Here is a 12,280-nt window from a genome sequence, read left to right on the forward strand (position 1 = left end):
CGCCCGACCGGCCGGGGCCACCACGGCCGAGCATCCGTCTCTACCGTCGCAACGCCCCGTCCCGGACGTCCATCGCCTCGATGGGAGCGTTCCTCCCGGTGCGGTCGAGGGTTCGCGGCGTGCGTGTCCGGGTGACGAACTGGCCCGCCACCGTCGCCCCGAACGCCAGCCCCATGCCGACCAGTTGCACCGGTGTCAGTGCCTGCCCGAGCGCCGCCCAGCCGACGACGGCCGCGGTCAGCGGGGAGAGCGGGCCGAGGAAGGTGACCTGGGTGGCGGTCATACGGCCGATGCCGCGGAACCACAGCCAGTACGCGACCGCCGTGTTCGCGACGGCGAGGTAGAGGTAACCGCCGACCGCCGGGCCGTCCAGTGCCGGTGGCGCACCTTCCACCAGGAAGGCGAGCGGCGCGATGAGCAGGCCTCCCGCGGTCAGCTGCCAGCCGGTGAGGGCCAGCGGTCCGACGCCCTCGGGGCGGCCCCAGCGCTGGGTGAGCACGGTGCCGGCCGACATCGACGCCGTGGAGGCGACAGCCGCCAGCACGCCGATCGTGTCCAGCGCCCCGGCCGCCCGCAGCACGACGAGGCTGACGCCGAACGCGGCCACGGCCCCGGCCACCAGCGTGCGCGCCGACGGCCGCTGCCCGAGCAGCAGCACCGAGAGGCCGGCCACGAACAGCGGCCCCGCCGAGCCGACGACCGCCGCGAGTCCGCCCGGCAGCCGGTACGCGGAGAGGAACAGCAGCGGGAAGAAGGCCCCGATGTTCAGCGCGCCGAGCACCACCGCCTTCCACCACCAGGCACCGCGCGGCAGCACCCGGGCGAGGGCGAGGAGCAGCAGGCCGGCGGGCAGGGCGCGCGCCAGGGCGGTGAACAGGGGGCGGTCGGGCGGGAGGAACTCGGTGGTGACCGCGTAGGTCGTGCCCCAGGAGACGGGAGCGAGGGCGGTGAGGGTGATGAGAGCGGCGCGGGAGGTGGCCATGGCGGGGCCCCTTCAAAGTAGGTCGGTAGAAAGTAGCTTACCGCTAAGCAACTTTCAGTCAAGCTACTTTCTTGCGGGTGACCGAGGGGCGGCCGATACTCGTGACATGAGCGAACGCCCGGAGCAGCGCAAGGACCCCGTCGACGCGATCATCGACCAGTGGGCGGCGGTCCGGCCCGACCTCGACACCGCCGCCATGGAGGTCTTCGGCCGGATCAACCGGCTCTCGCACGCGATCGGCGAGCGGGTGGGGCAGGCGTACGCGAAGTTCGGCATCTCGCGGGGGGAGTTCGACGTCCTGGCGACACTGCGCCGCTCCGGCGAGCCCTACACGCTCTCGCCCCGGCAGCTCTCCGCGACGCTGATGCTCACCACCGGCGGCATGACGGGGCGGCTGGACAAACTGGAGCGGGCCGGACTGCTGCGCCGCTCCCCCGACCCGCACGACCGGCGCGGGCTGCACGTCACGCTCACCGACGAGGGCCTCGGACTGGTCGACGAGGCGGTCGCAGCGGGGCTGGCGGTCCAGACGGAAGCACTGTCCGCCCTGGGCGCGCAGCGGGCCGGGCAGTTGGCCGATCTGCTGCGGGAGCTACTGACGGGGACGGACAGGTCCTGACACGCCGAGGGCGCCGTCGCGGATATCGCGGCGGCGCCCTCGGCGAGGAACGCTGATCAGGCCTTGACTTCGCTCTTCGCGTCGGCCTTGGTCGTGATGTTGGAGCTGGTCGGGTCCTTCTTCTTGTGCGACTTGTCGCCGATCATCACCAGACCGTGGATGACCAGGTACAGCACGATCGGGGCCACGACGAAGAGGCCCAGCGTCTCGATGACGCTCAGGCCCGGGCCGGGGTCGTCACCGTCGTCGCGGGTGAGCGCGCTCGCGGGGGACGACATGAGCAGCATCATCAGCGTCGTACCGGCTGCCAGGGCGCCGGCGCGCAGGGCGTTCTTCTTGTCCACGGTGCCAAAGTATCCAACGCCCACCGGGGACGCGCGCCCGGGGTGCCGTAAGAGGCCCCTGTCTCAAGCGCCGCCGTCCCTGAGCACCTCCATCAGCGCGTGCAGCCGCGGCGAGGCCGTCAGGTCCTCCAGCGTCACCGGCCGCCCCTGCGCGTCCGCGATCGGCAGGCGCCAGTTCGGGTACTGGTCCCAGGTCCCGGGGAGGTTCTGCGGGCGCCGGTCGCCGACGCCGTCCGGGAGCCAGACGCCGACCATGCGGGCCGGGGTGCGCAGCAGGAAGCGGTGGACGGCCTGGATCTCGGCCTCCTCCGACGACGTGTCGCTGCCGCCGCCCGTGCCGTGCAGCAGGCCGAGCCGGGAGAGCAGGGACAGCCACTCCCCCGCGTCGGCGGCGGCCTCGGCGCGCTCCTCCTCCAGCGGGCGGGTCAGCAGTCCCAGGCTGTCGCGGAGCTCGACGTGCTCGCCGGTGAGGCGGGCGGCCGTGGAGGGCAGGTCGTGGGTGGTGGCGGTGGCCAGGCAGTCGGCCCGCCAGCTGTCGGGGGGCAGGGGACGGCCGTCGCCCTCCCAGTCCCGTTCGAACCACAGCACCGACGTGCCGAGCACCCCGCGCTCGCGCAGCGCCTCACGGACGCCGGGCTCGACGGTGCCGAGGTCCTCGCCGATCACCGGCGCACCGGCCCGGGAGGCCTCCAGGACGAGGGCGGCGAGCATGGCCTCGGCGTCGTAGCGGACGTAGGTGCCCTCGGTGGGCGGGTGGCCCTGCGGGACCCACCAGAGGCGGAACAGGCCCATGACGTGGTCGATGCGCAGGGCGCCGGCGTAGCGGAACAGGGCGCGCAGCAGCTCGCGGAACGGGGCGTAGCCGGACTCGGCCAGGCGGTCGGGGCGCCAGGGCGGCAGGCCCCAGTCCTGCCCGCGGGCGTTGAAGGCGTCCGGCGGGGCGCCCACCGACATGCCGGCGGCGAAGTACTCCTGCTGTGCCCAGGCGTCGGCGCCGCCGGGGTGTACGCCGACCGCGAGGTCGTGCACGATCCCGACCGGCATCCCGGCCTCGCGCCCGGCGCGTTGCGCGGCGGTCAGCTGGGTGTCGGTGAGCCAGGCGAGCCGGGACCAGAAGTCGACCCGGTCCAAGAGGCCGTTGCGGGCCCGGGTCGTCTCGGCCGACCGCGGATCGCGCAGGCCGGTCGGCCAGCGGTGCCAGTCCGAGCCGTGCACCTCGGCGAGCGCGCACCAGGTGGCGTGGTCCTCCAGGGCCTGGCCCTGCCCGGCGAGGAAGTCGCAGTAGGCGGCGCGCCGGCCGGGCCCGAGGGGGACCTCGCCGAGCAGCTCCAGCGCCTCCCGCTTGAGCTCCCACACGGCGTCCCGGTCGATCAACGCACCCTGGTGCAGCACCGCTTCGCGCAGCCGGCCCGCTCGCTCCAGCAGGGCGCGCAGGCGTTCGGGGTCGTCGACGTACGCGGCCTCGGGGACGTCCTCGATGCGCAGGTGCACGGGGTCGGGGAAGCGGCGCGAGGAGGGGCGGTACGGGGAGGGGTCGGTGGGGGCTCCGGGCACGGCCGCGTGCAGCGGGTTGACCTGGACGAACCCGGCGCCGAGCGACCGCCCGGCCCAGCCGGCCAGCTCGGCGAGGTCACCGAGGTCGCCCATGCCCCAGGAGCGGCGCGACAGCAGGGAGTAGAGCTGGACGAGGAGTCCGTGGGAGCGCCCCGTGGGGGTGGGCAGGCGGGGCGGGGCGACGATCAGGTGGGCGGTGGCGGTGCGGCCGTCGGGGGTGGCGGCGGTCAGCCGGTGGACGCCGGGTGGCAGGCCGTCCGCCGAGGCGCGGCTCTCGCCCTGCTCGGTGTCGATCCGCAGCCGGGTTCCCTCGGGGAGCGCGGCCAGGGCGGCCGGGGGGCTGCCGCTCCAGCCGACCACGGTCGGGGGCAGCAGCCGTTCGCCCCGTTCCCGCTCGCGGGCCGCGAGCGCGGCGCGGACGGCGCCGGGCGTGCTCGCGTCCACGCCGAGAGCGGCCAGGGTCAGGGTGAGCGCGGTGCCCGAGGCCGCGACCTCGCGGTCCGGGGACGGACTGTAGGACGTGGCGACGCCGTGCAGGGCGGCGAGGCGGGACAGGTCCTCGGAGGGCGGGTCGGCCGGCCGGGGTGCGGTCATCTACATCCTCGTGAGGTCCGGGACGAAGGCCGGGGGCTCGCTGGTCAGGGGGGCGGCTTCGGCGAGCGGCGGCTCACTGGTGAGGGGCTCGGCGTCGGGCAGCGGGGGCTCGCTGGTCAGCGGCAGTTCGGTGTGGGTGCTCTCGGAGCTGAAGACGCAGTAGCGCGGGTCGTCGTGGTGAGGGGCGTCGAGGTCGGCGGACGGGTCCGCCACGGGTTTGGACGGGGCCGGGAGCGGGAGGAAAGTCATCGCAGCCACGGGGGCCTCCTTGTCGCGTACGGCTCTCAACGGGTCATCGCAGCCCTACCCAGTCGACGCGAAGGCAGACGCCCCAGGCCGAACATCGTGCTTCTGCTCACACTCCGCTCCCCTCCACACAGTCCAGATTCCGACATTTCACTCGCAACGGCCACTCTCGTTGACACCTCCACCGGACGGGTGGTGGGCTCGTTCCGCCGGTCGAACGCATCTGGAGGGGGCCTGTGGGACTGCGGCGTGGGAAGCGGGCCGCGGCCCTGGCGGTCGCCGTCGTCGCCGGGAGCCTCGTCGCCCCGCCCGCCGCGATGGCGGCTCCGCCCGCCCCCGGCACGGCCGCGACACCGGCCCCCGAGACCGCCGGCCCGGATCTCTCCGTCTGGCCACGCCCGCAGTCGCTGCGCGCGAACGGCGCCCCGGTCGCGGTGCCGGACGAGGTCGCTCTGGTCACCGGCACACACGCGGACACCCACGCGGTCGAAACCCTGCGCGAGCTGCTGCGGCGGGCCGGGGCCCGCCGGATCACGGACACGGCCGGACCGGGGACCCTGGCCGTGCGGGCACGGACGGAGCCCGTCCGCCGGGGCGACCGCCACGCCCTGCCCTCCGGGGGATACGAGCTGTCCGTGGGCCGGGACGGCGTCTCCCTCACCGGCACCGGCGAGGACGGCCTCTTCCACGCCGTGCAGACGCTGCGGCAGCTCCTTCGACCCGACGGCACGATCACCGCGGCCGTGGTCCGCGACTGGCCCGGCACCGCCGTACGCGGCATCACCGAGGGCTTCTACGGCACCGCCTGGACGCACCGGCAGCGGCTGGCGCAGCTGGACTTCATGGGGCGCACCAAGCAGAACCGCTACCTGTACGCCCCGGGGGACGACCTCTACCGGCAGGCCCGCTGGCGTGAGCCCTACCCGGAGCGGCAGCGGACCCGGTTCCGGGAGCTGGCCGAGCGGGCGCGCCGCAACCACGTCTCGCTCGGCTGGGCGGTGGCCCCGGGCCAGGCGATGTGCTTCGCCTCCGACGCCGATGTGCGGGCGCTGACGCGCAAGCTGGACGCGATGTGGGCGCTGGGCTTCCGGGCGTTCCAGCTCCAGTTCCAGGACGTCAGCTACAGCGAGTGGCACTGCGGGGCGGACGCCGACCGGTTCGGCTCCGGCCCCGAGGCGGCGGCGCGGGCACAGGCCCGGGTGGCGAACGCGGTGGCCCGGCACCTGGCGGCACGGCACCCGGGCGCCGCCGGTCTGTCCCTGATGCCGACCGAGTACTACGAGGACGGCACGACCGACTACCGGCGGGCGCTGGCGAGCGAGCTGGCCGCGGGCGTGGAGGTCGCCTGGACGGGCGTCGGGGTGGTGCCCCGCACCATCACGGGCGGCGAACTGGCCGACGCCCGCGAGGCGTTCGGGCACCCGCTGGTCACGATGGACAACTACCCGGTCAACGACTACGACCCCGGCCGTATCTTCCTCGGCCCGTACCGGGGCCGGGAGCCGGCCGTCGCGACCGGCTCGGCCGCCCTGCTCGCCAACGCGATGCAGCAGCCGGAGGCGTCCCGCATCCCGCTGTTCACCGCCGCCGACTACGCCTGGAACCCGCGCGCCTACCGCCCCGGTGAGTCCTGGCGCGCGGCGATCGCCGACCTGGCGGGCGGGGACCGGCGCCGCGAGCAGGCTCTTGCCGCGCTCGCCGGCAACGACGCGTCGTCGGTCCTGGACGACTCGGAGTCGGCGTATCTGCGCCCGCTGACCGAGGCGTACTGGCGCTCCCGCACGGCGGGCGGCCAGGGCACCGGCGGCGACGCCGCGCGTCGGCTGCGCGAGGCCTTCACCGTGCTGCGCGAACTGCCCCGGCGGCTGTCCGGAACCGGCCTCGGCTCCGAGGTCGCCCCCTGGGCGGAGCAGTTGGCGTCCTACGGCGAGGCGGGCACGGACGCGCTCGGCATGCTGGACGCGCAGCGCGCCGGGGACGCGGCGGCGGCCTGGACGGCGTACCGCAGGCTCGGCGCGCTGCGGGACCGGCTGGAGTCGGCGCCGGTCGAGGTCGGCGGGGACGTGCTGGACCCCTTCCTGCAGCGAGCGCAGAAGTCGTACGCGGCCTGGTCGGGCATCCACCACGAGCCGCCCCGCAACCCCGGCGGCGGCCGCACCCTGCGCTTCCCGCAGCCCCGGGCGCTGACCGCCGTGACGGCCCTGACCGAACCCGGCACCGAGGGCGGCGTCGAGCTGCACGTGCCGGGGCAGGGCTGGCGGGAGGCGGGCCGGCTGGACGGGTCCGGGGCGACCGAGGTGCGGCTGTCGGCGCGCGCCGACGCCCTGCGGATCACCGGCCCCGCACCCTCCCGCGTCCACCACCTCATCCCCTGGTTCACGGACTCCCCCGCCGTCTCCCTCGGCCTGCCCCGCGACCGGGCGGACCTCGAGACCGGCCGGACGGAGCGGCTGACCGCCCGGCTCGGGTCGCTGCGCCCCGCCGACGCCCGTGGCAGGCTCACCGCCGAGGCGCCCGAGGGCGTCCGGGTCCGGGTGCCGGAGGGCGAGCTGACCGTGCGGCGCGGCACGACGGTGGAGGTCCCGGTCGAGGTGACCGTGGAGCGCGGCACCCCGATGCGGTCGTACGACGTCCGGCTGGGGTTCGCGGGAGCGGACCGCACGCTCACCGTCCGCGCCGTCACGCCCACCGGCGGCCCCGACCTGGCCCGCACCGGCACCGCCCGCTCCTCGGGCGACGAGACGCCCGACTTCCCCGCGTCGGCGGCCAACGACGGCGATCCGCAGACCCGCTGGTCGTCCCCGGTCGACGACGGCGCCTGGTGGCAGGTCGAGCTGGCCCGCCCGGCGCGACTCGGCCGCATCGCGCTGCACTGGCAGGACGCCCACCCCGCGTCCTACCGCGTCCAGGTCTCCCCGGACGGCCGCCGCTGGCGCACCGCCGCCACGGTCCGGGACAGCCGGGGCGGCCGGGAGGACGTCCGCATGGACGAGCGGGACGTGCGCTTCGTGCGCGTGCAGGGCGAGAAGCGGGCGACCCCGTACGGGTATTCGCTGTGGTCGGCGGAGGCGTACGCCGTCTCGGAGTGAGCCCTTCGAGGCACGGCGACGGACCCGGCCGCCCCTCACTATTCACTCAGTACATATACTCAGTGCATAATGATCGGCATGAGCACCCGCCACATCCTGCTGGGCCTGCTCGCGACAGGTCCGAGCCATGGCTACGACCTCAAGCGACGCCATGACGAACGCTTCCCGCAGGCCCGCCCGCTTGCCTACGGCCAGGTCTACACGACCCTCCAGCGCCTCGTACGGGACGGCCTCGCCGAGGTCGACGGCACCGACTCGGACGGCGGCCCGGAGCGCACGACGTACCGGGCGACGGACGAGGGGACGCACGAACTGGCCCGGTGGGCCGGGGAGATCGCGCCGCCCGCGCCCTTCGTGGCGAACGAGATCTTCGCCAAGGTCGTGGTCGCGATCCTCTCGGGCGGCGACCCGGCCGGGTACCTGAGCGCCCAGCGCACCGCGCACATGGAGCGGATGCGGGAGCTCACGGCGGTCAAGGCCGCCAAGGGCGCGGACCTCGCGACCGTGCTCTCGGCCGACTACGCCCTCAACCACCTCGACGCCGACCTCCGCTGGATGAGCACCACGGCGGCCCGGCTCACCACCCTGACCGCGGAGGTCGACCCAGCATGAGCAGACCCGTGCCCCTTCTCACGGCCGGTGGCCTCACCAAAGCGCACGGCCCGACCCCCGCCCTGCGCGGCGCGTCGGTCGAGCTGCACGCCGGCGAGATCCTCGCCGTGACCGGCGCGAGCGGCAGCGGGAAGTCGACACTGCTGCACTGCCTGGCCGGCATCGTCCGCCCGGACGCCGGCTCGGTGACGTACGACGGCCGGCGGCTGGAGGAGCTGCCCGAGAAGCGGCTGAGCGAACTGCGGCGCACCGAGTTCGGCGTGGTGTTCCAGTTCGGGCAGCTCATCCCCGAGCTGACGGTCCTGGACAACGTCGCCCTGCCCCTGCTGCTGGCCGGCACCGACCGGACCGATGCCCGGGCCGCGGCCGGGGAGTGGCTGGAGCGGTTCGGGGTGCGGGGCCAGGAGGATTTGCGGCCGGGCGAGCTGAGCGGCGGCCAGGCGCAACGGGCCGCGCTGGCCCGGGCCCTGGTCACCGGGCCGAGGGTGGTCTTCGCCGACGAGCCGACGGGGGCGCTGGACTCCCTGGCCGGCGAGCAGGTCATGACGTCCCTGGTACACACGGCCCGCGAGTCGGGCACGGCCGTCCTGCTGATCACGCACGACGCCCGGGTGGCCGCGTATGCGGACCGGGAGGTCCAGCTGCGGGACGGGGCCGTCGCGGCGCTGGGGGTGACGGCGTGAAAGCCCTGCGTTCCGATCTGCGCCTCGCCTGGGAACTCACCCGGGGTTCCGGCCGCGGCGAGTGGTGGCGGGTGACGCTCACCGCGACGGGGGCGGCGCTCGCGACGGGGTTCGCGCTGGCCGCCGTCGTCCTGGCATCACTGCGTGGCTGGCATCGGGTGCCCGTCGCCGCGGGGCTGCTGGACGAGCCCGGCACGCGGTCCGGCGTGATCGTCGGCCTGCTGCTCCTGCTCGTGCCGGTGCTCGGGTTCCTCGGCCAGTGCGCCCGGATCGGGGCGGTGCACCGCGACCGGCGGCTGGCCGGGCTGCGGCTGGCCGGGGCCACGCCCTGGCAGGTGCGGCGGATCGCCGCGCTGGAGACCGGGCCGGCCTGTCTGCTGGGCTCGGCGGTCGCCACCCTGTTCTCCGTGCTGCTCCTGCTGCGTCTGTGGGACCGGCCCACGGCCCTGACCTGGGCGGGGATCGTCCTGGTCGCCGTCACCGTACCGCTGCTGGGCGCCGCGGCGGGCGCGCTGGCGCTGCGCCGGGTGGTGGCCTCGCCCCTCGGCTGGGTCCGCCGGGTCGGGCCGCGCGGCGGGCGCGGGCCCGGGCTGCTGTTCCTGGCGGGGGTACTGCTGGTCGCGGCGATGGCGCTGCTCACCGTGGCCACCACGTCCCCGGCGGCTTCCAACCGGCCGGACGGCGGGGTTCCACTGACGCTGATGGGCGTGATCCTCGCGGTCGGCGCGGGCGCGGTGTGGTTCTCCGGGGCCGCCGCGAAGGCGACCGGGCGGGTCCTCGCGGTCCGGGCCCGGTCGGCCGCGACGCTGATCGCGGCGGAACGGCTGCGCGAGGACCCCTGGGCCGCTGCCCGTACGCACGCGGCGGTGCTGCTGGTGACGGTGGTGGGGACCGGCTTCATGGGCATCCGGCAGGTGCTCCTGGATGTGGTGCACTCCCGCGACAGCCTCACCGCGAACGCGGACTACTACACCACCGGCGTCGACCTCACGGGCGCCGCCATCGCGGTCGCCTTCGCGATCACGCTGTCCGGCCTCGCCGTCGGCACCGCCGAGTCCCTGGCGACCCGCCGCCGAGGTCTGGCCGCGCAGACCGCCGCGGGGGTGCCGCACGCGGTGCTCGGCCGAGCGCTGCTGCTGGAGACCGCGCTGCCGCTGGCCCCCGCGGTGCTGCTCGCGGGCCTGGGCGGGACGGCCATCGGCACGTGGTACGCGCTGCTCGCCGACCGCCCGGTCCCCTGGGCGATCGTCCTGGTCCCCATCGCCGTCTACGCCGCCTGCCTGCTGGCCGCGGCCACCACGCTGCCTCTGCTGCGCCGATCGGTCCGCCCGGGGGAACTGCGGTACGCGTAGAGGCGCCCCCCTTGTCGGACCGGCCCGGGGGAACGGGGGTTCCCCGGGTCGGCCGGCCGCACGCGGCAATACGAAGGCCCGGATCGTCGTCAGGCGGAAATGCCGTCGATCCGGGCCATGGCGTCCTCCGCGCCGTACGGCTGCAAGTACGGCAACCAGCGCGGATCCCTATGGCCGGTCCCGATGATGCGCCAGGCCAGGCCGGACGGCGGGGCGGGTTTGTGGCGCAGCCGCCAGCCGATCTCGAAGAGGTGCCGGTCGGCCTTCACATGGTTGCAGCGGCGGCAGGACGCCACCACGTTGTCCCAGACGTGCTTGCCTCCGCGGCTGCGCGGAATCACGTGGTCGACGCTGGTTGCGACGCCACCGCAGTACATGCACCGGCCCCCGTCGCGGGCGAACAGCGCCCGGCGGGTCAGTGGAACGGGCCCCCGATAGGGAACCCGCACGAATCGCTTGAGCCGGACCACGCTGGGTGCGGGGACTGTGACGGTCGCGCTGTGCAGATAGGCGCCGGACTCCTCGAGGCATACGGCCTTGTTCTCGAGGACGAGGACGAGCGCGCGGCGGAGCGGTACGACGCCTAGCGGCTCGTACGACGCGTTGAGGACCAGGACATGCGGCACGGATGCCTCCTTGGACGCCGGCGGCGCGTGGCTCGCGCCGGGACGATTCGTAGTCAGTCTCCCCTCATGCCTGGTGGAAGCGCCACCATGTCCCCGTAACGGGCTGGGAGTGTTTTCGACCACATCCCATTCATCCCCCGGATGGTGGCCTGTTCAAGCCCAGGTGAGCACGGTCTCTCCTTCACACATTCTTCGAGAGCACACACAATGCCCCGTTAGTGTGGTGGTTCTGCCCCTTCGGTGACCCAGTCGTGACCTTGACCCCTCCGAACCACCGCACCGGGGCAGACCGCTGCACCTGGAGGTACCTGCCGTGTCCCTGTCCGCCGTCCTGCTCGCCGCCGGTCCGTCACCGTCGCCGTCGCCGACCCCCTCGGGCACGGAGACTCCGAGAGTGCCCTCGCTCCAGGACGCCCAGGAGAGCGCGACGAACGCCGCCGGCTGGGTCGAGCAGAACTGGTCGACGTGGCTCGCGATCGGTCTGCAGGTCCTGCTGGTCCTGACGATAGCGGCGGTGCTGAGGGTCGCGGTGCGGCGGGCGATCACCAAGCTCATAGACCGGATGAGCCGTACCGCCCAGAGCTCGGACGGGAGTCCTCTGGGCGGGCTGCTGGTCAATGTCGAGCGCCGCCGTCAGCGCTCGCAGGCGATCGGCTCGGTGCTGCGCTCAGTGGCGAGCTTCCTCATCATGGGCACCGCGGCCCTGATGATCCTCTCCGCGTTCAACATCAACCTGGCTCCGCTGCTGGCGTCCGCCGGTGTCGCGGGCGTGGCGATCGGCTTCGGCGCCCGCAACCTGGTCACCGACTTCCTCTCGGGCGTCTTCATGATCCTGGAGGACCAGTACGGCGTCGGCGACACGATCGACGCGGGCGTCGCCTCCGGCGAGGTGATCGAGGTGGGCCTGCGCGTGACCAAGCTGCGTGGCGACGGCGGCGAGATCTGGTACGTCCGCAACGGCGAGGTCAAACGCATCGGCAACCTCTCCCAGGGCTGGGCGACGGCCGTCGTCGACGTCACCGTCCACGCCGGCGAGGACCTGGACAAGGTCAAGGCCACGCTCGACGAGGTCGCCGGGAAGATGACCGCCGAGGAGCCCTGGAACGAGCTGCTGTGGGGCCCGATCGAGGTCCTCGGCCTGGACAGCGTGCTGCTGGACTCGATGGTCGTGCGGCTCTCGGCCAAGACCATGCCGGGCAAGTCCCTGACCGTGGAGCGGGAGCTGCGCTGGCGCGTGAAGCGGGCCTTCGACGCGGCGGACATCCGGATCGTCGGCGGCGCCACCACTCCGGCCGGGGAGCAGCCCGCCGACCCGACGGCGGGGATGGCCGCCCCGTCGGTGTACGCGAACGCGACGTCCCCCCAGTCGGCCGCGGCGTCCCCGCTCGCGCCGCCCGCACCGACGAGCACCACGAAGTAGCCGTCACTCCTCGCATGGGGGGCGGCACCCGGTCCTGCCGTGTGCCGCCCCCCTTCGCATGTCCCGACGGATGTCCCCACCCGTGTCCTCACTCACGCCGTCACACATGCCCTCACCCATGCCGGATGACGACAGGCCGTCCCCTATTGACGCCCGCCC

The 12,280-nt window shown here is 74.4% G+C and carries 11 protein-coding genes; 6 read left to right on the forward strand and 5 right to left on the reverse strand.

The features are described from left to right. Window positions 1–40 precede the first annotated feature (40 nt). The gene (locus tag CEB94_RS14205) at window positions 41–982 is read right to left on the reverse strand and encodes an EamA family transporter (protein ID WP_246111794.1); all 942 of its coding nucleotides are present in this window, start codon (window positions 980–982) and stop codon (window positions 41–43) included. Window positions 983–1,088: 106 nt separating this feature from the next. Here CEB94_RS14205 and CEB94_RS14210 point away from each other — a divergent pair, with 106 nt between their 5' ends. Further along, window positions 1,089–1,601 (forward strand): MarR family winged helix-turn-helix transcriptional regulator, encoded by a 513-nt coding sequence (locus tag CEB94_RS14210; RefSeq protein ID WP_175432573.1) that lies wholly within the window; start codon window positions 1,089–1,091, stop codon window positions 1,599–1,601. A gap of 56 nt (window positions 1,602–1,657) precedes the next feature. Here the strand turns inward: CEB94_RS14210 and CEB94_RS14215 are convergent, their stop codons facing one another. From CEB94_RS14215 to CEB94_RS14225, 3 genes are all read right to left on the reverse strand, one after another. Beyond that, a complete protein-coding gene (locus tag CEB94_RS14215) occupies window positions 1,658–1,945 on the reverse strand; it encodes a hypothetical protein (RefSeq protein WP_175432574.1) in 288 nt (95 codons plus the stop codon). 63 nt (window positions 1,946–2,008) lie between these two features. Then, on the reverse strand, window positions 2,009–4,093 hold the full coding sequence (malQ, locus tag CEB94_RS14220; RefSeq protein ID WP_175432575.1) for a 4-alpha-glucanotransferase: 2,085 nt from the start codon (window positions 4,091–4,093) through the stop codon (window positions 2,009–2,011). After that, window positions 4,094–4,351 (reverse strand): hypothetical protein, encoded by a 258-nt coding sequence (locus tag CEB94_RS14225; RefSeq protein ID WP_175432576.1) that lies wholly within the window; start codon window positions 4,349–4,351, stop codon window positions 4,094–4,096. A 224-nt stretch (window positions 4,352–4,575) separates the two neighbouring features. Here CEB94_RS14225 and CEB94_RS14230 point away from each other — a divergent pair, with 224 nt between their 5' ends. From CEB94_RS14230 to CEB94_RS14245, 4 genes are all read left to right on the forward strand, one after another. After that, a complete protein-coding gene (locus CEB94_RS14230) occupies window positions 4,576–7,428 on the forward strand; it encodes a glycoside hydrolase family 84 protein (RefSeq protein ID WP_175432577.1) in 2,853 nt (950 codons plus the stop codon). A gap of 78 nt (window positions 7,429–7,506) precedes the next feature. Further along, window positions 7,507–8,040, forward strand: coding sequence for a PadR family transcriptional regulator (locus CEB94_RS14235; protein WP_175432578.1), 534 nt, complete (start codon window positions 7,507–7,509; stop codon window positions 8,038–8,040). After that, complete coding sequence (locus tag CEB94_RS14240) at window positions 8,037–8,723, forward strand: ABC transporter ATP-binding protein (RefSeq protein ID WP_175432579.1); 687 nt, start codon at window positions 8,037–8,039, stop codon at window positions 8,721–8,723. The genes CEB94_RS14235 and CEB94_RS14240 overlap by 4 nt, the downstream gene beginning before the upstream one ends. Next, on the forward strand, window positions 8,720–10,075 hold the full coding sequence (locus CEB94_RS14245; RefSeq protein ID WP_175432580.1) for an FtsX-like permease family protein: 1,356 nt from the start codon (window positions 8,720–8,722) through the stop codon (window positions 10,073–10,075). Before CEB94_RS14240 ends, CEB94_RS14245 begins: the two co-directional genes overlap by 4 nt. Window positions 10,076–10,164: 89 nt before the next feature. Here CEB94_RS14245 and CEB94_RS14250 read toward each other — a convergent pair whose 3' ends face one another. Continuing rightward, window positions 10,165–10,701 carry an HNH endonuclease gene (locus tag CEB94_RS14250; RefSeq protein WP_033314199.1) on the reverse strand — a complete coding sequence of 179 codons (537 nt, stop codon included), beginning with the start codon at window positions 10,699–10,701 and terminating at the stop codon, window positions 10,165–10,167. Between the two features lie 313 nt (window positions 10,702–11,014). Here CEB94_RS14250 and CEB94_RS14255 point away from each other — a divergent pair, with 313 nt between their 5' ends. Beyond that, entirely contained in the window at window positions 11,015–12,121 is a 1,107-nt protein-coding gene (locus CEB94_RS14255; RefSeq protein WP_175432581.1) for a mechanosensitive ion channel family protein, read from the forward strand. The last annotated feature ends 159 nt before the right edge of the window (window positions 12,122–12,280 follow it).

Origin of the sequence: Streptomyces hawaiiensis (assembly GCF_004803895.1) — a bacterium.
Classification (GTDB): domain Bacteria; phylum Actinomycetota; class Actinomycetes; order Streptomycetales; family Streptomycetaceae; genus Streptomyces; species Streptomyces hawaiiensis.